Annotated in this window: 18 protein-coding genes, 1 tRNA gene, 2 pseudogenes and 1 riboswitch; of the genes and pseudogenes, 16 read left to right on the top strand and 5 right to left on the bottom strand. The window is 40.1% G+C overall.

Annotated features, from left to right (window positions below; all coding sequences use genetic code 11):
• Positions 1 to 224: 224 nt before the first annotated feature.
• The 7 genes from LI162_RS09715 (at position 225) to LI162_RS09740 (ending at position 7,137) form a co-directional block, all read left to right on the top strand.
• Positions 225 to 1,217, top strand: coding sequence for a Fic family protein (locus LI162_RS09715; RefSeq protein WP_227156387.1), 993 nt, complete (start codon positions 225 to 227; stop codon positions 1,215 to 1,217).
• A 16-nt stretch (positions 1,218 to 1,233) separates the two neighbouring features.
• A complete protein-coding gene (locus LI162_RS15590; protein WP_255616142.1) occupies positions 1,234 to 1,359 on the top strand; it encodes a hypothetical protein in 126 nt (41 codons plus the stop codon).
• 71 nt (positions 1,360 to 1,430) lie between these two features.
• Positions 1,431 to 1,919, top strand: a complete 489-nt coding sequence (locus LI162_RS09720; RefSeq protein ID WP_015529939.1) for an ureidoglycolate lyase — start codon at positions 1,431 to 1,433, stop codon at positions 1,917 to 1,919.
• A gap of 2 nt (positions 1,920 to 1,921) precedes the next feature.
• Positions 1,922 to 3,268: an MATE family efflux transporter gene (locus LI162_RS09725; protein WP_227156389.1), complete on the top strand. Its 1,347-nt coding sequence runs from the start codon at positions 1,922 to 1,924 to the stop codon at positions 3,266 to 3,268.
• Between the two features lie 123 nt (positions 3,269 to 3,391).
• On the top strand, positions 3,392 to 3,988 hold the full coding sequence (locus tag LI162_RS09730) for a TetR/AcrR family transcriptional regulator (protein WP_055173165.1): 597 nt from the start codon (positions 3,392 to 3,394) through the stop codon (positions 3,986 to 3,988).
• A gap of 256 nt (positions 3,989 to 4,244) precedes the next feature.
• A complete protein-coding gene (locus LI162_RS09735) occupies positions 4,245 to 4,910 on the top strand; it encodes a hypothetical protein (RefSeq protein WP_227156391.1) in 666 nt (221 codons plus the stop codon).
• Positions 4,911 to 5,046: 136 nt separating this feature from the next.
• Positions 5,047 to 7,137: an ATP-binding protein gene (locus tag LI162_RS09740; protein ID WP_227156393.1), complete on the top strand. Its 2,091-nt coding sequence runs from the start codon at positions 5,047 to 5,049 to the stop codon at positions 7,135 to 7,137.
• Positions 7,138 to 7,203: 66 nt separating this feature from the next.
• On the opposite strand, the gene LI162_RS09745 is transcribed toward LI162_RS09740, so the two are convergent.
• Positions 7,204 to 8,973, bottom strand: a complete 1,770-nt coding sequence (locus LI162_RS09745) for a diguanylate cyclase domain-containing protein (RefSeq protein WP_227156403.1) — start codon at positions 8,971 to 8,973, stop codon at positions 7,204 to 7,206.
• A gap of 258 nt (positions 8,974 to 9,231) precedes the next feature.
• Here LI162_RS09745 and LI162_RS09750 point away from each other — a divergent pair, with 258 nt between their 5' ends.
• The 4 genes and pseudogenes from LI162_RS09750 to LI162_RS09765 form a co-directional block, all read left to right on the top strand.
• Positions 9,232 to 10,008, top strand: coding sequence for a ZIP family metal transporter (locus tag LI162_RS09750; protein WP_055146496.1), 777 nt, complete (start codon positions 9,232 to 9,234; stop codon positions 10,006 to 10,008).
• Between the two features lie 199 nt (positions 10,009 to 10,207).
• A pseudogene (locus LI162_RS09755) lies at positions 10,208 to 10,534 on the top strand (winged helix-turn-helix transcriptional regulator).
• An 80-nt stretch (positions 10,535 to 10,614) separates the two neighbouring features.
• Positions 10,615 to 11,301 (top strand): MBL fold metallo-hydrolase, encoded by a 687-nt coding sequence (locus tag LI162_RS09760; RefSeq protein ID WP_055146502.1) that lies wholly within the window; start codon positions 10,615 to 10,617, stop codon positions 11,299 to 11,301.
• Positions 11,298 to 11,417 (top strand): annotated as a pseudogene (locus tag LI162_RS09765) (VOC family protein); the annotation flags it as partial. The gene LI162_RS09760 and the pseudogene LI162_RS09765, both read left to right, overlap by 4 nt.
• 131 nt (positions 11,418 to 11,548) lie before the next feature.
• On the opposite strand, the gene LI162_RS09770 reads toward LI162_RS09765, so the two are convergent.
• Positions 11,549 to 11,633: transfer RNA gene (locus LI162_RS09770), tRNA-Leu, on the bottom strand.
• Positions 11,634 to 11,862: 229 nt separating this feature from the next.
• Between LI162_RS09770 and LI162_RS09775 the strand changes: the two genes are divergently transcribed.
• Positions 11,863 to 12,924 (top strand): FUSC family protein, encoded by a 1,062-nt coding sequence (locus LI162_RS09775; RefSeq protein WP_227156405.1) that lies wholly within the window; start codon positions 11,863 to 11,865, stop codon positions 12,922 to 12,924.
• 64 nt (positions 12,925 to 12,988) lie between these two features.
• Here the strand turns inward: LI162_RS09775 and LI162_RS09780 are convergent, their stop codons facing one another.
• Positions 12,989 to 13,477: a DNA-deoxyinosine glycosylase gene (locus tag LI162_RS09780; RefSeq protein ID WP_015529950.1), complete on the bottom strand. Its 489-nt coding sequence runs from the start codon at positions 13,475 to 13,477 to the stop codon at positions 12,989 to 12,991.
• A 215-nt stretch (positions 13,478 to 13,692) separates the two neighbouring features.
• Between LI162_RS09780 and LI162_RS09785 the strand changes: the two genes are divergently transcribed.
• Positions 13,693 to 14,544, top strand: a complete 852-nt coding sequence (locus tag LI162_RS09785) for an FKBP-type peptidyl-prolyl cis-trans isomerase (RefSeq protein WP_208913486.1) — start codon at positions 13,693 to 13,695, stop codon at positions 14,542 to 14,544.
• A gap of 135 nt (positions 14,545 to 14,679) precedes the next feature.
• Here LI162_RS09785 and LI162_RS09790 read toward each other — a convergent pair whose 3' ends face one another.
• On the bottom strand, positions 14,680 to 15,366 hold the full coding sequence (locus tag LI162_RS09790) for an ABC transporter ATP-binding protein (protein ID WP_227156407.1): 687 nt from the start codon (positions 15,364 to 15,366) through the stop codon (positions 14,680 to 14,682).
• Between the two features lie 43 nt (positions 15,367 to 15,409).
• Positions 15,410 to 16,438 (bottom strand): N-acetylmuramoyl-L-alanine amidase family protein, encoded by a 1,029-nt coding sequence (locus LI162_RS09795; RefSeq protein ID WP_227156409.1) that lies wholly within the window; start codon positions 16,436 to 16,438, stop codon positions 15,410 to 15,412.
• A 265-nt stretch (positions 16,439 to 16,703) separates the two neighbouring features.
• Between LI162_RS09795 and LI162_RS09800 the strand changes: the two genes are divergently transcribed.
• The 3 genes from LI162_RS09800 to rsmH all read left to right on the top strand — a co-directional run bounded on the left by LI162_RS09800 (position 16,704) and on the right by rsmH (position 19,102).
• Positions 16,704 to 17,312 (top strand): chromate transporter, encoded by a 609-nt coding sequence (locus tag LI162_RS09800; protein WP_020437092.1) that lies wholly within the window; start codon positions 16,704 to 16,706, stop codon positions 17,310 to 17,312.
• Positions 17,309 to 17,869, top strand: a complete 561-nt coding sequence (locus LI162_RS09805) for a chromate transporter (protein ID WP_227156411.1) — start codon at positions 17,309 to 17,311, stop codon at positions 17,867 to 17,869. The genes LI162_RS09800 and LI162_RS09805 overlap by 4 nt, the downstream gene beginning before the upstream one ends.
• Before the next feature lie 153 nt (positions 17,870 to 18,022).
• Positions 18,023 to 19,102 (top strand): 16S rRNA (cytosine(1402)-N(4))-methyltransferase RsmH, encoded by a 1,080-nt coding sequence (gene rsmH / locus LI162_RS09810; protein WP_178742064.1) that lies wholly within the window; start codon positions 18,023 to 18,025, stop codon positions 19,100 to 19,102.
• A gap of 32 nt (positions 19,103 to 19,134) precedes the next feature.
• Positions 19,135 to 19,396: riboswitch (cobalamin riboswitch) on the top strand.
• The last annotated feature ends 41 nt before the right edge of the window (positions 19,397 to 19,437 follow it).

A 19,437-nucleotide genomic window follows, 5' to 3' on the forward strand; every position in this document is an offset into this window, starting at 1 on the left:
CATAGATAATTATATGGAGGTTTGAGGAATTGTCAAGAGAAAATGTTGATTGTGATGATAATTTGAGGAAAATGTGGAGAGAAGTCTTGATATGTTCGCAAATTAATAAAAGACAAGAAAACGTATAAGATAACAAGCAAGTTATAGTAAAATAAATAAAAAACTAGTATAATATAGTAAGAAAACGTACAAGATAATAAGTAAGTTATACGAGGGGAAATGATATGAATACTTATGCACCACCATTCAAACTTACAAATACAATGCTGGATTTAGTCGCATCAATTTCTGAAAAAGTAGGAAGAATCACTACTGGAAAAAATCTGGAGTCAAAGCCACATTTGAGAAAAAATAACAGAGTTAAATCAATCTATTCTTCTTTGAAAATCGAGGCAAATTCATTGACGATCGGACAGGTAAGAGATGTCATAGATGGAAAGCTTGTGCTTGGAGAACAAAAGGAAATACAAGAAGTAAAGAACGCATACAAAGCATATGAGAAAATAAATGAGATTGATCCTTATGATATTGAAGAATTAAAGCACATACATGGGATTATGACGAAGTATCTGATAGATGAATCAGGATGTTTCAGACATGGCGAAGAGGGTGTTTTCAATGGAGAGGAATGCATCTTCATGGCACCGCCGGCAAGACTCGTCCCACATCTTATGGAAGAACTGTTTGATTGGATGGAACGAGAAAAAGAAGAAGTTCATCCATTGATCCTATCCTGCGTATTTCATTATGAATTCGTATTTATTCATCCATTCGCAGACGGGAATGGACGCATGGCAAGGTTGTGGCATACTTGCCTTTTAGCAAATTGGAAGCCATTCTTTCAATACATTCCAATAGAAAGTCAGATTGAAAGATTCCAGGAAGAATATTACAATGTGATCGCGCAATGCCATGTAAATGGTGATTCAAATCTATTTATCGAATTTATGTTGCGCCAGATTGATCAGATTTTAAAAGAAGTTCTGTTACAGTCGGAAGGACAAAGGGAAAATATATCAGAATATGTAAAACGATTATTAGATGTTATGGAATACGAAGTTCCGTACACCGCAGTTACTTTGATGGAGTTGTTGGGTCTAAAGTCAAAGGAATCATTTCGCAAGAATTATCTGAATCCGGCAATAGAACTTCAATTGATACAGATGACAGTTCCTGACAAGCCACGCAGCAGAAATCAGAGATATGTGAAAAGATAGATGTTGCTGGGCAAATATGAATGTGGATGCAGTAGCAGCACAGATTAAGAAACGGAACTACCCGGCGGCAATCAAAGAGTTTTGCGGTGAGATTTTGCTGGTTGGAATTAATTATGATATACTAGACGTGATGAGTTGGTAGTGAGAGTGGAGCAAGCTGATCTGCTTTCCATCAGCGATACGATTATATTAAAACAAAGGAGGACTTACTCGATGAGAGAAGTAAAAGCAGTAAAGATTAATGCAGCAGATTTTGCACCGTACGGAACATTTTGCAGTATGACAGAACCAGAGGGATATCCACTGGAGGGAGAGATTCATAAATTCTATCCGGACCGTATCTCAGGAACCTGTGTTGGAACAATGGCATTTTCACCGATTGAAGTTCGCAAGGACGAAAGAATTGTCAAGATGGCGGAATATCATACAACTACATGGGAAGGGATTGTTGCTCTTGATGACGACATGCTTATCCATGTTGCACCTGCTTCCGGCGGAACACCGGTTCCGGAACTTGCGAAGGCTTTCCTTGTACCAAAGGGATGCATGGTAAAGATCAATGCAGCGATCTGGCATCTGTGTCCACTTCCGGCGAATAATGAGGTACTTCATGCAATGATCGTACTTCCGGAATGTACTTATGCAAATGATTGTACGGTTGTTGAATTTGAAGAGAAAGATTGGTTTAAGATAATATTATAAAGATGAAACAGATTGATTTCGACCACGGAACAGTTACAGGAAATATTTTGGGAGCAGCGTTACCGATGCTTGTGGCTCAGATACTGAGTCTTTTGTACAACATTGTGGATCGGATTTATATTGCCAGGATCCCATCAGTAGGAACAACAGCGCTTGGAGCAGTGGGCTTGTGCTTTCCGATTATTGTGATCATCACTGCATTTAGCAATTTATTTGGAAGTGGCGGTGCCCCGTTATTTTCAATTAACCGAGGCAAAGGAAACATAAAAAAAGCAGAAGTGATCATGAATACATCATTTTCAATGCTGTGCATTTGTGGAGTGGCATTGATGGTGATCGGAATGCTGTTCGCAAGTTCGATTCTGGTGTTGTTCGGGGCGTCGGAAGAAGGGCTGTCTTACGCATATCCATACATGATGATTTATTTGATCGGAACAGTCCCATCTATGATTGCAACAGGGATGAACCCATTTATTAATGCGCAGGGATATGCAACTTCAGGAATGTTATCGGTTACAATTGGAGCCGTTGCTAATCTGATTCTGGATCCATTGTTTATATTTGGATTGAATTTAGGCATAAAAGGAGCGGCGATCGCAACAATCATTTCCCAGACTTTATCGGCAGCATATGTATTTTATTTCTTGAGAAAGAAAGCGGAATTGAAAGTGCGGGTGCTGTCAAAAGGAGAATGGAAAGCATGTAGAGATGATGCGAAGAATATTGTGAGCCTTGGAAGTGCAGGGTTTATCATGCAGCTGACCAATAGTCTGGTAACAATATGTTGTAACAGCGTCTTATCAGGAATTGGCGGTGATGTATATATCTCTGTTATGACGATCGTATCAAGTGTTCGTCAGATGGTGGAAACTCCGATCTATGCTATCAATGAAGGAACTTCTCCGATCTTGAGCTATAATTATGGAGCCCGGCGCCCAATGAAAGTGAAGAAAGCCATCCGCGTACTGACTTGCATGATATTGATCTATACAGCAATTACGTGGAGCGTGATTATTTTCGAACCGGAATTTCTAATCGGAATTTTCAGCACAGATAGAGAACTGCTTGCTGATTGCGTAGATGCACTGAAACTTTATTTCGCAGCATTTATATTTATGGATCTGCAATATGTTGGTCAGACCGTTTTCAAATCATTGAACAAGAAGAAGCAGGCAATTTTCTTTTCATTACTTAGAAAAGTATTTATCGTTGTGCCGCTTACATATTTGTTTCCGTATGCATTTCACATGGGAACGAAAGGGGTGTTCTTAGCAGAACCTATATCTAATGTGATTGGTGGAAGTTTGTGCTTTATTACAATGCTGGTAATGCTGAAAAGATCTGTTTGACATAAGAAAAAAGAAATAGGTTAAAACAGTCTTGACAAACCTACCTAAGTGGTGTATATTATCAAAATGAACATCGTTCATTATAAATTCACAATACAGAAATGAGATATCGGAGGTGAGATCGTGAATCATCTTGCTACTTCAAAAGAAGACATATTAGCTGCCAGCAGAGATCTGATAAAGGAGAATGGATGGGCTGCCGTAAGTATACGGGCTGTTGCGTCCCGATGTTCTGTATCAGCAGGTACTATTTATAATTATTATGAATCCAAGGCAGATTTGCTCAGTGATACAATAGAGAGTATTTGGCATGAAATCTTTTTTCACCCGGAAGATGAACAGGTCTTTCACGATGTCGAATCTTGTATTTCATGGATCTATGAACGATTAGAATACGGTAATCGTCAGTTTCCAGGGTTCTTCTCATTACATTCATTTGGTTTTATGAGAGATGAAAAAACAAGTGGAAAGAAAAGAATGATGAAGACATGGGGACATATTCTGAATGGGTTATGTGAGGTTTTAGGAAATGATCCGAAGGTCCGTGCAGATGTATTTGACCAGGAATTTACAGAGAAAAAATTTGCAGACATACTGTTTTCCCTGATTCTTGTGTCGATGATTCGTCAGGATTATGATCCATCATCAGTATTGATGCTTGTAAAGAAAACGTTGTATGTAACTGTTCAGAGCCAAGCAAAATTTCAAAAACAGGTATAAAATGCTTGCATTTTTAAAACTGTTTTTGAAATTTTATTTGGCGGATACGCCACACCGACGAAATGCGTAGCATTTTGGAGGTTGGCTCTGAACAGTCACCTATATATTAAATTCCCACAGTAGCTGTGGGAAATTTTTTGAACGAAAATGAACAATGTTCATGTACGCATAGTTATGTGTGATTGTAATTGTGCAGGTCTGTTTTATCAGAACAACATAATTCAATATAAATTTAAAAGAAAGAGGGATATTTATTATGCAGGCAATTGTAGAAACTTTATTTGACGCCGTGTATTTAATCTCGGTAATTACAATCGGAATCTTGATGATCCGTAAGAGCAAAGGAAACCGTCAGTTCACCATGTTTGGAATCATGGCAGTTCTTTTAGGAAGTGGAGATGCATTCCACCTGGTTCCACGTGCATTTGCACTTTGTACAACAGGTCTTGAGAATTTCACTGTACAGTTAGGATTAGGTAAATGGATCACATCCGTTACAATGACAATTTTTTATGTTATTCTTTACTATATTTGGCGTGAACGTTATCAGATCAAAGGACACAATGCAACTACAGCAGCGATCTATCTACTCGCAGGATTAAGAATTGTTCCGTGTATGATGCCACAGAATGAATGGCTCAGTGCAGAAGCACCGCTTTCCTGGGGCATTTACCGTAATATTCCGTTTGCACTGATGGGATTACTTATCATCGTTTTGTTTTACAAAAGTGCAAAAGAAAGCAATGATCAGTCTTTCCGCTGGATGTGGCTGACGATCGTCTTAAGCTTTGCTTTCTATATCCCGGTTGTACTGTGGGCTGATGTTGTTCCGATGATCGGAATGCTGATGATTCCGAAAACATGTGCATATGTATGGACAGTGCTGATCGGTTACAGGGCAATGAAAAAGGAAATAGCTTAAGGATAATGCGAAGGAAAGCAGCAGACAAAGAAAGAACTTGTTATCCGTTTACTGTAGAAAAAAATAGACATGAAAAAACATGACATGATATAATTAAAAACAACAGAAAACATTGAAGATGAAGAGGCAACAGTAAATGGAAAAGGGAAGTACCGGTTCTAAACAGACAAAAAGATACAGTTGGATCATTGGCTTGTTTATTTTTATAACAGCACTTCTTTTGGGCTGTATTATTGTAAAGAACATAGAGAAAGAAAAAAAGACAGCAGCTGCTTATACTGCACAAAGTACAGTAAAGCGGATCAATGCACAATTAGATCAGTATGTTGAACTTTCAGAATTTCTTGAAAACGTGATTCTTGCAGGATATGATCTGAATCAGACTACATTCTCAGAATTGGCAGAAATGCTTCCGAATGAAGCAGGTGTTGTAAAAGCATTCGAACTCGCACCGAATGGGGTTATTACTGATATTTTCCCAAAGCAGGGAAATGATCAGGCTTTTGGAATGAATATGCTGACAGAGCATGAACGCAGTGGAGACGCAAAGCGTGCCAAAGAAACAGGAAAATATACTCTTGGAGGTCCATATCAATTAAAACAGGGAGGAACAGGAGCTTTGCTGTTCCATCCGGTTTATCAGAATAATATTATAGGAAATGACACCTTTTGGGGGTTTGTGATCATAGTTATCGACTGGGATAAATTTATAGATGAAATTGGCATGGAACGGCTAAGTGAAGCGTCATATTGTTATGAGATATGGACGAATGATGAGAATACCGATGATCGGATTGTTCTGGCTCAAAATCAGGAACATATGCCTGAGAATAGCCTTACGGTAGAGTGTGAGATTCCTAATTACACATGGTATGTGGATATCGTACCAAAGGAGGGATGGATTTCAATTTATCAATGGATTGCTGTTATTGTATCAGCCCTCATAATTGCCATGATGGGTGCTACTATTTTTGATCAGATCTGCAGCAAAAAACGTCGAGAGAAGCAGTATGCAGCTGAATTGAAAAAATCGGCAGAACAGGCAAAAGAAGCAAGTGAGGCAAAAACACGATTTCTGTTTAATATGAGTCATGACATCCGAACCCCGATGAATGCAATTATTGGATTTTCAGATCTTCTAGGAAAGAATCTTAAGAACGAGGAAAAAGCAAGGGAGTATTTAGGAAAGATCAAGTCCTCGGGCAATTTTCTGATGACGATTATTGATCAGGTGCTGGAAAAGGCTCGCATTGAAAGTGGAACAGCTGTGTTAAAAATGCAGGCAGAGAATTTGAGCGAAATGTTTTATTCTGTAAATACAGTATTTGAATCTGATATCCAATCGAAGGAAATTCAATATTCGATAGATACAAATATACAGCATAAATATGCAGTCTGTGATAAGACAAAACTTCAGGAAATATATTTAAATATAGTGAGTAATGCAATCAAATATACTCCAAACGGTCAGGCGATTCATGTAAATATTACGGAAACAGCATCAGATGATAAAAAAGCATGGTATGTATTCATCTGTGAAGATACCGGAATAGGGATGAAGCAGGAATACCTTCCACATATTTTTGATGAATTTTCAAGAGAACATACAGCGACAGAGAATAAAGTGGTCGGTACTGGTCTTGGACTTTCTATTGTGAAATCTTTTGTTGAACTGATGGGCGGAAAGATTTATGTAGAAAGCGAACAGGGGAAAGGAACAAAATTCACAGTGGAAATTCCACTGGAGATTGCATCAGAAGAGGATGTATACAAAAAGAAAGAGTCGGAACAGTCTGTTATATCTGATAAGAGTATTGGAAAGCGAATTCTTCTTGCGGAAGATAATGAATTAAATGCTGAAATTGCGATAGAACTGTTGAAAGAAGAGGGGATTTTGACTGACTGGGCAAAAGATGGTCAGGAATGCTGTGATATGCTGGGACAAGCAGAGGATGGATATTATGCGTTGATTCTCATGGATATTCAGATGCCGAGGTTAAATGGATATGAAGCGACTGCAAAGATACGGCAGATGGAAAACCGGAAAAAAGCCGCCATACCGATTATTGCCATGACTGCGAATGCTTTTGCGGAAGATATACAGATGGCAAAAAATGCAGGAATGAACGGTCATATTGCAAAACCATTGGATGGGGAAAAAATGATCACTGTGTTAAAACAGTGTCTGGCAGATAACAGTGACGTCAAAATACAGGAAGATTTATAAAAAGGCATTCTTGAAAGAAATAACAGATGGTGTGGGATTTTGATATGATCCCACACCATCTGTTATTTATTCAGAGAACTTATCACTGTAACGGATATGCATATCAGCCCAGTCCATAAACAACACATAAAATACTCTTCCATATTGCTGGTTTTCTACAATTCTTCCATGGTCAAGTACAGAAAGGTAAGTTCCATCAGCTTTTTGAAGATGAAAATAAATATAGTCATTTTCATTGCCGCTGTCGATTTGCTGCCAGATACTTGCCTCAATCTGCTGTTGCTCATCTTCCCGGATAAGGTTTCGAAAGCTCTTCTTTGTAAGCTTAAACAGCTCATCTATATCTTTATATCCGGCCATCTGGAGAAACTCATGGTTTGCATAAAAGAGTTCGTCATTTCCCTTATCCGCTCTGTAGATAATAAACGCACCAGGAAGATGTTCAGAGATATCCTTGAGTGCAAATCCAAGTTGTTTGCGGACACCGGATTGAAGTCCTTCCTTGTAAGCCATACATCCATTCTTTCCATGTAGTTTTACTTCATAAAGTGCGGCATCTGCACAGCGCATGAGCTGCGCACGGTTTGATGCAGCGGTAGGGTATTCAGCATATCCAAGAGAAATATAAAATGGGTAGTCATTTCCCTTGTATGAGAATATCTTTGGAAGCATAGTGAATTGTTGTAACTGTTCTTTCGCATCATCATATGTGCGATTAGGGAGAAGAATACAGAATTCGTCACCGCCGTTTCGCCCCAATAATGCATCCGATGGAAAAGATTTTTTCATACTGTCAGCAAGATTCTTTAAAGCTCTGTCACCGTAAACATGTCCATAGATATCATTAATAAACTTAAAATCATCTATATCGAAGAGTGCAACTACATAATGAGCGTTCGGATTTTTAGCAATCATTTCTTCTACTAATTCATCAAATCCGTAACGATTATAAATATTGGTAAGTGAATCCATATGTGCCAGTTTCTGGAATTTGTTTTTATTTTCTTTTGATGTTAGCCAGACCCAGATAAGAACTGACAGAACAAATACGATAGAAGTAAAAAATCCGATAACTATAGCTATAAGTTTCGCATTTCTCCACCCACTTACAGGCATTACTTCAAATATCCAGTTCTCTTCACCTATTGTAAAATCATAAGAAACCGGATTTGTTAAAGTTCCATCTGACTGATAAACAACTTCATATGTGTCATTCCAGGGAGAGGATGTTTTCGAAAGCTTATATTTATAACCAAAATCCGAAAGTGCGTTGATTGAGTCTGAAAAAATATCAGGAACACGCAAAATAACAATCGTAAATCCCCAGAAATATTCCTGTCCATTTTCATCCTTTAAGTAGACCGGATTGCGAACTGCAATTCCATAGCCTCCTTGCTTTAATTCAAAGGGACCTTGTGTGATCAAAGTATGGTTATTCCTCGCATAACAGGAAATTTCTCCACGATCTTTATCATGGAGCAGATCAATCTTGCCCGCTTCATTTCCTTCAGCAGGATAAATATCTGTCACAACACCATTTGGGGCGAGCTGTATACTTTCTATAGAGTCGGACATAATATTTTTGGAAATGGTATCAAAATAATTGATCTCTCCATTTTCACTGATCAAGATTTGTTGTAACGTATCAGTGATCTCAATCCCATTAGTAATCTCATTCTTTATACGTTCACCGTAAGTTGTTGCATTTAATTGTGCGGTCGTGCGTTTCTGTTCTTTTTCAATGGCATCTGTTTTGTATACAATCAAACCAACAAGGCACATGCCCAGTAGAAAAACGATAAGAGGCACAAGCGTTTTCTTCTTCAAGTAATTCACCTCTGTTTAAGCATCGTATATTTTCGCAATGCCATATTATAGCACAGAAATCGAAAGATTGAGTGAAAACTGTGAAAAAAACAGGAAAATTGGATGGGGAAGTGATCAGGCAGAAAAGTTGCTTCTTGCTACACAATTCCTTAAGTGATATACTGAACTAGAGAAAAAATAATCCGTGTGGAATTACAGTTTCGGTTTTACACGGATTTTTAGAAAATGAGTGGTTAGTTAAAACTAACCAAGAAAGGAGATGCGTAAATGGAAATTTTTCTTGGGATACTGATTCCGTTCATTGGAACAACGCTCGGTGCAGCATGCGTGCTTTTTATGAAAAAAACACTTAGAAAACAGGTGCAGCGTGCACTTGCAGGATTTGCAGCAGGGGTAATGGTTGCGGCATCCATCTGGAGTCTTTTGATTCCGGCTATTGAACAATCCGAAAATATGGGAGCTTTATCATTTTTTCCGGCGGTAGTCGGTTTTTGGATTGGCGTGTTGTTTTTGCTTGCGCTGGATCATTTGATTCCACACCTTCATGTAGGAAGTGAACAGTCAGAAGGACCTAAAAGTAAGCTTGGGCGTACAACGATGATGGTACTGGCGGTTACACTGCATAATATTCCTGAGGGGATGGCAGTTGGTGTAATGTATGCAGGTCTTCTTGCAGGAAATACAAAGATTACAGCAGCGAGTGCGCTTGCTTTATCACTTGGAATTGCAATTCAGAATTTCCCAGAAGGAGCAATTATATCTCTGCCGCTTAGAGCCGAAGGAGAAAGTAAGGGGAAGGCATTTCTAGGAGGTGTGCTTTCAGGTGTGGTTGAACCAGTTGGAGCAGTACTTACAATCATTGCTGCGCAGCTGATAATCCCGGCATTACCATATTTACTGAGCTTTGCAGCAGGAGCAATGCTTTATGTTGTGGTTGAAGAACTGATTCCGGAAATGTCGCAAGGGGAGCACTCTAATATCGGTACAGTTTTCTTTGCGGTTGGGTTCAGTTTGATGATGGTTCTGGATGTGGCGTTGGGGTGATAGAGAATCTTAAAAGATTTATTTGACATAAGAAAAAAAGAAATGCTAGTCTAATAAATAGAAAGGTGCTACCGGGCGGTTATTTTTGCGTCTTGGAATCATGCTTTCAACGCACGTAACCAAGACTATAAAAAGTCGCACACAGTGAGATCACTATTTAAAATGTATGTGTTATTATAAAATTGGAGGTGAATGTGAAATGAAGACAAAAGATGAACTTCCTGTTTGTCCGGTAGCAACGGCCGTGTCCCTTATAGGTGGAAAATGAGAACTTTTGATCATACGTAATTTAAAAGAACGTCCCTGGCGTTTTAATGAACTGCAGAGAGATATTGAAGGCATTTCACAGAAGGTACTGACAGATAGTCTCAGGCAAATGATTGATGACGGGCTTGTTTATCGGCACGATTATCAGGAGATTCCGCCAAAAGTAGAATATGGATTAACGGAACTTGGAAAAGAAATGCTGCCAATTATAGATGCACTGGCCGATTTTGGGAATTATTATAAATCAATCATAGATTGATTCTTTATTAGGAATTTAAACAACATAGAAATCAGAATTTTTTTATGAAGTTTCCAATATTAATTTATACAGGAGATATTATGAAAATTACTTACATTAACCACAGTGGATTTTTACTTGAAACCAAAGATTGCTACTATATTTTTGATTATTATAAGGGTGAATTACCGCACCTTGATAAGGAAAAAGAAGTAATCGTTTTTTGTAGTCACTTCCATAAGGATCATTTTAACCCTCAAATTTTTGAGATTCTTGATGATATGGGGATGACTTATCAGGCAGTCCTGGCGAATGATATACGAAAAAGAAATCATTTGACAGATATGAAGATTACATATGTTTATCATGATCAGACTTATAATCTGGATAATGATACCAAAGTTGATACATTGCTGTCTAACGATAGTGGTGTAGCATTTATTGTCAAAACAAAGGAAGGTACCATTTATCATGCCGGCGACTTAAATGACTGGTATTGGGATGGTGAACCGAAAGCTGACAACCAGAGACTTACTTCAGCATATCGTGCAGAAATCAGGAAAATTAAGGGTATGCATTTTGATGCTGCATTTGTTCCTTTAGATCCGAGGCAGGGAGATCACTATGCCGACGGAATTCTGTATTTCCTTAAAAATGTAGATTGCAATGTCATTTTTCCAATGCATTACTGGAATGATGCCAATGTAATTAAGCGGTTTATTACTGAATATCCGCAATATAAGTCACGTATTAAAGACACAGAATGTACAAAAGGAGAAGAATTATGAAGTTTAAGATGATTCACGAGAACTACAATGTATCAGACCTGGAGCGATCTATTAAATTTTACAACGAGGCCCTTGATCTGCACGAAGTGAGAAGAAAGACTACGGATGATTTTATCAAAGATCCAGATGGATACTGGCTTGAGATTCTGCCATAAAGCTAGTTGAGAAAACGAAAAATGTGCTAATTTCAGATAACAAAAAAATAAGAGAAATCCTTGAATCAAGGATTTCTCTCACATTCTATCAATGCGGAAGAGGAGACTTGAACTCCCACAGGATAAAACTCCCACTAGAACCTGAATCTAGCGCGTCTGCCATTCCGCCACTTCCGCTCGACACAAACTATCTTATCATAGAGCCTGCGTTTTGTAAAGTCTAAAAATTAAATTCTATATATTGTTCGAATAATTTAAATTTATCAGAAAACTTTAATAAAGTTTTTATTGACTCCGAGATGGATTTGTATTATAGTTTCTCGTTGATATTTTGCAACTGTTCAGAGGTTGGCTCTGAACAGTTACGATCTTTTGAAGAAAAAATAACAGTGGGAGGAAGAGATATATGACATTTTATCAGGAATTACAGCTCAGTTCAGTTGCATCTAAGCAGCTGATCAAAGCGACAGAAGACAAGAAGGAAAGGTATCGCCACATTCTTATTTATAATTTTAAAGTCTATCTTGTAATGGCATTTTGTGTGGCGGTAGTTTCTTTATACAGTCATTTCACAGGGAATAACAACAGTGTAGTAGGCGTTACAGTGCTTCTTGCGGTGCTTGTTCTTCGGCAGGCAGATTTTGGGATTCGTACAACGCACGGATTGGCCTCCATCGTCGGAATCTTTGGAATATTGATTGCAGGACCGAAGCTTTCGAATATGGTGTCACCGGTTCCAGCATTCTTTATTAATATAGTATGTATTTTGCTTCTTATGATTCTGGGATGTCACAATGTGATCATGTACAATCATTCTACATTTGTTCTTGGATATCTTCTTCTTCAAGGATATGATGTGACTGGACAGGAGTACTTGTATCGCGTGGCTGGCCTTTTGGTTGGAATGGTATTGTGTATGGCAATCTTCTATAAGAATCAGAAGAACAGACCGTATAGAAGATCATTTCTTGATTTGTTTCGTGAGTTCAATATTAACTCCGCAAGAAACAGATGGTACATTCGTCTTTCATTAGTTGTTTCCAGTGCAATGTTATTTATGTCATTGCTTGGACTTCCGAGAGCAATGTGGGCGGGGATCGCAAGTATGTCTGTTTGTCTTCCATTCCCGGATGACTGTAAAGAACGAGCAGGAAAGAGAGCTGCATTTAATATAGTAGGATGTCTGTTATTTGTTATCCTGTATTTGGTGCTTCCGGAGTCAATGTATCCATACATCGGAATGATCGGAGGAATTGGAGTCGGATATTCTGCAGGGTATGCATGGCAGACAGCATTTAATACATTTGGTGCATTGTCGATCGCGTCCGGTTTGTTCGGAATGCCGTATGCGGTAGCGCTTCGTATTGGGGCAAATGTATTTGGCGCGGCATACACGATGGCATGCAATAAGATTCTGCCGAGACTGGCAGCAGTGTTTGAGCAGAGAAGAGAACAGGTTAGTGAATAATCTAAGTTGTTTGAAATAGTAATTTATTCGAATGAAAATGGAGTGAGAACTGAGGCAATATAATTTACCTCAGTATCTCACTCCATTTTTCGTACAAACGATCCAGTGACCAGGCGGCATTGGCCGGGCTGGTGGAAGGAAGCACAAGGATGTCTCTTTCGGTCAGCGGCTGCTGATATTTCTTATAAAGAGCTCCGGCTTTATTTCCGTTTGCATAGATTTGTCGAATCTGACAATGATCTAAGATTTGTTTCAAATCAGTTGGTGTCACATTCTTGATACTGCTGTCACTGGATCCTTTGATATCACAGCTTTGAATAACATCCCAGATGGCGATATGGTGGCGGAGCAACATGGCCGTTTTCTCTTCAACTGTCTGCGGAGTTTCCTCCTCACAAAGTTTTGCCAACAATTTCCAGAATCGATTTTGTTTATGTCCGTAGTAGAAATTATTTTCCCGTGATTTTACAGAAGGAAGAGTTCCAAGAATCAGAATCTCGGAGTCTTCATTATATATTGGTTCAAAGGAATGGGTAATGTGTTCATATTCCATGGTTGTACTCACTTTCTGATGGTTTGGAGTAAGTTTTATAACAAGTATAGTGTCTTGAGGAGATTGTGTCAATGATACTGTTTGCGTTGCTGGTCGCACACCGTGTGAACAGTAACTGCTACAAAGCGCAACGTCGCATTTACACAAAGGTTGCTTTTACCTGCGTAATGGATTATACTAGTCTGACAGGGAATTTTGAAACGGAGGATTTTACAATGAAAATTGCAGTAACTTATGACAACGGAAATATTTTCCAGCATTTTGGAAAGACAGAGACTTTCAAAGTGTACGAAGTGGAAGATAATAAGGTGGTTTCCAGTGAAGTGATCGGTTCTAATGGGGAAGGACACGGAGCACTGGCAGGACTGCTTGCAGGACAGAATGTAGATGTTCTGATCTGTGGAGGAATCGGCGGAGGTGCACAGACTGCACTTGCAGAGGCTGGTGTTGAATTATGTTCAGGAGCACAGGGAGATGCAGATCAGGCAGTAGAGGCATACCTGAAAGGTGAGCTTGTATCCAGAGGAGCTACATGTGATCATCATCATCATGAGGAAGGACATTCCTGTGGAGATCATGAAGAGGGACATTCTTGTGGAAGCAGCTGCGGTGGCGGATGCGGATCACACACTACAATGGAAGGAAAGAATGTTGGAAAGAAATGCCGTACACATTACAAAGGAACATTCAATGACGGAACTCAGTTTGATTCTTCTTATGATCGTGGAGAGCCGCTTGAGTTCGTATGTGGTGCAGGACAGATGATCAAAGGATTTGATGCAGCAGTAGCTGATATGGAAGTTGGTCAGGTAGTGGACATCCATCTGATGCCGGAAGAAGCTTATGGAATGCCGAATCCGGAAGCTATCTTTACGGTAGAGATTGCAGAGCTTCCGGGAGCGGAAGACCTTGAAGTGGGACAGCAGGTTTACCTGTCCAATCAGTATGGACAGCCATTTCCGGTAAAGGTAACAGCTAAGGAAGAGACAACAATCACTTTCGATGCAAACCATGAGATGGCAGGAAAAGAACTGAACTTCAAGATTGAGCTTGTATCAGTAGAATAAAAGGTGAATAGAAGTAATTAGAGATTCTACTAAGAAATATCTAATAAGAAACATAAAGAGAGGGCAGTGCTTCAACGATTGAGAAATCGTAAAGTACTGCCCTCTCTCTGTAATTGCAGGTAAAGATTTAAATTGCTACGGATTTACACTATCACTTACAATCTTTCCATCTATAATGCGGACAACACGATCAACCTGATTAGCAATTTCATCATCATGTGTAATGATAATAACTGTTCTTCCAGACTTATGAAGGTCTTTGAGGATATTCATGATCTCGATAGTTGATTTACTGTCCAGGTTACCGGTCGGTTCATCGGCAAGGATGATCGGCGGCTGTGCGGCAATTGCTCTGGCTACAGCGACACGTTGCTGCTGTCCACCGGAAAGCTGGTTCGGTCTGTGATCCATACGATTTTCCAGTCCAACTTTCGATAGAGCTTCCCCGGCAATCTCTTTTCTTTGCTGCTTTCCAAGTCCGCGATAGATCAGTGGGAGTTCTACATTTCCAAGTGCATCCAAGTTTGGAATCAAATTAAATCCCTGAAAGATGAAGCCGATCTTGTGATTGCGGATATCAGACAGTTCATTGTCTGAGAGATTGGCAACATCTTTTCCGTCCAGAAAATATTCCCCGGAATCAGGTGTGTCAAGACAGCCGAGCATATTCATAAATGTAGATTTACCAGAACCGGAATGTCCGACAATGGCAATAAATTCCCCCTGGTTGATCTCAAGAGAAACATCATCCAGTGCGCGGACTTCATTTTCTCCAGGATTGTAGATCTTGTACATATTTTTAACACGAATGAGTGGCTCCATAATAACCTCCTTAAAAAATAAAATAAATAACTCAATAAGAACTCTAATTTCCAAAATAAGCATTGAGTCCAAGAACCAGACCATCAGCCAGACTGTTTAGTGTGAAATCACTGTGGTCAGAGCTTGCATTTCCAAGTTCCATATCAACAGACGGAATTGTACTATAAGAAGTCTGTGTCAGATCAATATTCATAGAACCATTTTGGTAAATGGTCATTCCTTCTGTACGAAGTCCTTCTACAAGAGAGACCCCAAGTGCATCATGTTCCTGCCAGTGGGAAGCGACAGGTTCCATACTTTTCAGACCATCCGGCACAGAAATGTAGAAACAGCCTTTGTCATATCTCAATCCATCTCCATCCCAGTGGAGTGAGATGTGACAGTCAGCTACATTGTTACAGAGTACGGTGCGGGCAACGTTATCAAGCTGGACATCGTCGCCAGTTCTCACCATAAGGACATCATATCCTTGAGCAAGCAGCTTATCTTTCAGAATCTGAGCCATCTGAAGTGTAACAGTGCTTTCAGCAGTTCCATCGTTAAATGTCATTCCCCCGGAAACTGCAGTCGCATAAGTTGCACCCTGAGCAGTGCTTCCGCCGGTTGTCTTTGGAGAACCATCCGGGTGACACTGTGTCTTTACAGAAGCACCACCGGAAGTTCCATGTCCGGCATTCACGCCAACGACGATATCCTTGCGGTCAGAATCTGCAAGATAAATAGTAGCTGTTCCAGAATTGATTGCAGAAAAGTCTGCGTATTGCCAGGAAGGGTCAAAGCTGATCTCCTGTCCATTGCTGTAAAGAGCCGCTGCGCCGGTCAGCAGTTCCTGCTGAGTTACGGATTCAGATTCAGAAGCAGATGGGGTGGCGGCATCAGCAGAAGAAGTTTCATCTACAGTTTCATTTTCAGAATCTGATGAGATAGAAAAATCATCCGCTGTCTTGGGTGGTGCCTTAGTACCCTGCGCCTGCGCCGTGTCCGTACTGGATTTGTGCTGTATGCTACCGCATCCGGTCAGGCAACAACACAGGAGAACGGCACAAGAGAATCGAAAAAAAGGGTTTTTCAATTTCAATCTCCTTTATGATAAATATTACTGTTCTCATTGTATCATAATCATTTTCCAAATAGGGAAAATTCAGATAAAATTAAGGTTTCAAAAAGGAAAATATAATGTAAAAAATTCAAGGCGATTGCATAATCATTTTGATTGCGATAGACTACAAGAGAAAGAATATCATAGTTAGGGAATTTTGCCTGCCAATAGCATATAGTGTGGCGGGAGTTCTAGTGCTATGTAATTCGCATAATCATAATATACGAGGACAATATATATGGAAGAACAACAAGAAAAAACGCAAGGGAAAAAACAAGATAAGAAATTGTGGAAGATTTTCTGGTCAACCTTTTATTTAAGCGCGTTCACATTTGGTGGAGGTTATGTGATCGTCAGCCTGATGAAGAAAAAGTTCGTAGATGAATATCATTGGATTGAGGAAGAAGAAATGTTGGATCTTGTGGCGATCGCGCAGTCGGCGCCGGGAGCAATCGCAGTGAACGGAGCAATCGTGATCGGATATAAACTGGCTGGAATTGCGGGGATTCTGACAGCAATTGCCGGGACAGTAATCCCACCATTTCTTATTATATCGATACTTTCTGCCGGTTATCAGGCATTTCGAAGTAACCAGATCATCAGCTTAATGCTTGAAGGAATGCAGGCCGGAGTGGGCGCCGTGATCGCATCTGTGACATATGACATGGGTGCCGGAATCGTGAAGAAGAAAGATGCTTTGTCATACGTACTTATGGTCGGGGCATTTATAGCTTCCTGCATATTTGAGGTAAATGTAGTCTATGTGATTCTGATCTGTGGAATTGTCGGAGTACTCCGCGCATTAATTGAGAAAAAGATCACGAAGAAAGGAAGTGAAGAGAAATGATTTATTTGAAATTGTTTTTAAGCTTTCTTCAGATTGGAATGTTCAGCTTTGGCGGCGGTTATGCGGCGATGCCTCTGATCCAAGAACAGGTTGTGACACAGCATGGTTGGCTTACGATGACAGAATTCACAGATTTGATCACGATTTCCCAGATGACACCTGGGCCGATTGCAATCAATGCGGCAACATTTGTCGGCAGCAAAATTGCAGGAGTGTTAGGATCTGTTGTGGCGACTTGTGGGTGCATTCTGCCGTCTTGTATTATCGTAACTTTGATCGCATGGTTTTATTTAAGATATAAGAAAATGAAAATGTTCCAGAGCGTGCTGGAATCCCTAAGACCGGCAGTTGTTGCACTGATCGCATCCGCAGGAATCGCAATTCTGCACACTGCATTCTGGACAGATGGAATTGTGCAGTTTGCGGCGATAAAATGGTCTATGGTGGTGATCTTTGGAATCTGTCTGTTATTGCTTCGTAAGACAAAACTGAATCCGGTGATTGTGATGATGCTTGCGGGAGTGATGAACGTGGCAGTAAGATATGCAGCCGGATAAAATAGTGAATCCATGCAGGTTCCGGTAAAGAAATGTGAATAGGTGAAAAATATGAAGACTTATGTGGAAAACATTTCAAAGTTCATGGTATATTGTGAATAACCTTCATGGTATACTGTACATACGTTGTAAAGATAAGAACAGGAGAGCAAAATGAGCGAACAGAACAATCAGAACACACAGGAATCACAGACACCGCACAAGCGTCGTGTGAGATATAAAGGAAAATACCCGAAGAAATTCGAGGAGAAATATAAAGAGTTACAGCCGGAGAAATACAAGGATACAATCGCGCATGTAATCCAGAAAGGAAATACTCCTGCCGGAATGCACATTTCCATCATGGTAAATGAGATCCTTGATTTTCTGAAAATCCAGCCGGGTGAGACAGGATTTGACGCGACACTCGGATACGGTGGACATACGAAAGCAATGCTGGAATGTCTGAAAGGTGAGGGGCACATCTATGCAACAGATGTTGACCCGGAAGAGTCTGCAAAGACAAGAAAACGTCTGGCAGATCAGGGATTCGGAGAAGACATTTTAAGTATCCGTCTACAGAATTTCTGCACGATCGATGAGATTGCAAAAGAAGTTGGAGGATTTGATTTTATCCTTGCGGACCTTGGAGTTTCCTCTATGCAGATCGACAATCCGAAGAGAGGATTTTCCTTCAAAGTTGACGGACCGCTGGATCTGCGACTGAACCAGGAGAAGGGAATCAGCGCAGCAGAGCGCCTTGATAACATTTCCGAGGAAGAGCTTGCCGGAATGCTTTACGAGAATTCAGATGAGCCATACTGCGAAGAGCTGGCGAAAGCGATCACAACAGAGATCCGCAAGGGCAATCGCATTGATACAACAACAAAGCTTAGAAATGTCATCGAGAAGACTTTAGATTTCCTTCCAAATAATAAAGAAAAGAAGGACATTATCAAAAAGACTTGCCAGAGAACATTCCAGGCACTTCGTATTGATGTCAATAATGAGTTCGAAGTGCTGTATGAATTCATGGAGAAACTCCCGGGAGCACTAAAACCGGGCGGAAGAGTAGCAATTCTTACATTCCATTCCGGAGAGGACAAGCTTGTAAAAAAAGCACTCAAAGCAGGATACAAAGAAGGAATTTATTCCGAATATGCAAGGGACGTTGTACGTCCGTCAGCGCAGGAATGTGCACAGAACGGAAGGGCAAGATCTACGAAGATGCGCTGGGCTGTGAAGGCGGAATAGTTGACTTCAATATAATGAAATGTTATAGTTAGTCAGAAATAATAGCGTTCGGTGCTGTTTGATCAGAGAATATATTTTCATATCCTGATCGAAACAGGTAAAAGGGAAACAGGTGCAAGACCTGTACGAACTCGTCACTGTGAGCAGAGATGCGGTCTTCTTAGAAATTAGATTTCAGAAGACCGCTCCTATACAGACAAGTGTGGAGAGTCCGCACATCCACTGGGAGACCGGGAAGGTGTTCTGTATAGAAGATCTGTAAGTCAGGAAACCTGCCGGTCGCTGGTGCGGGGAATATACGAATTCCAGATCACGAGTAATTGATTGTACCGAAA

Origin of the sequence: Mediterraneibacter sp. 210702-DFI.3.120 (assembly GCF_020561005.1) — a bacterium.
In the GTDB taxonomy this organism is placed as follows: Bacteria; Bacillota; Clostridia; order Lachnospirales; family Lachnospiraceae; genus Mediterraneibacter; species Mediterraneibacter faecis.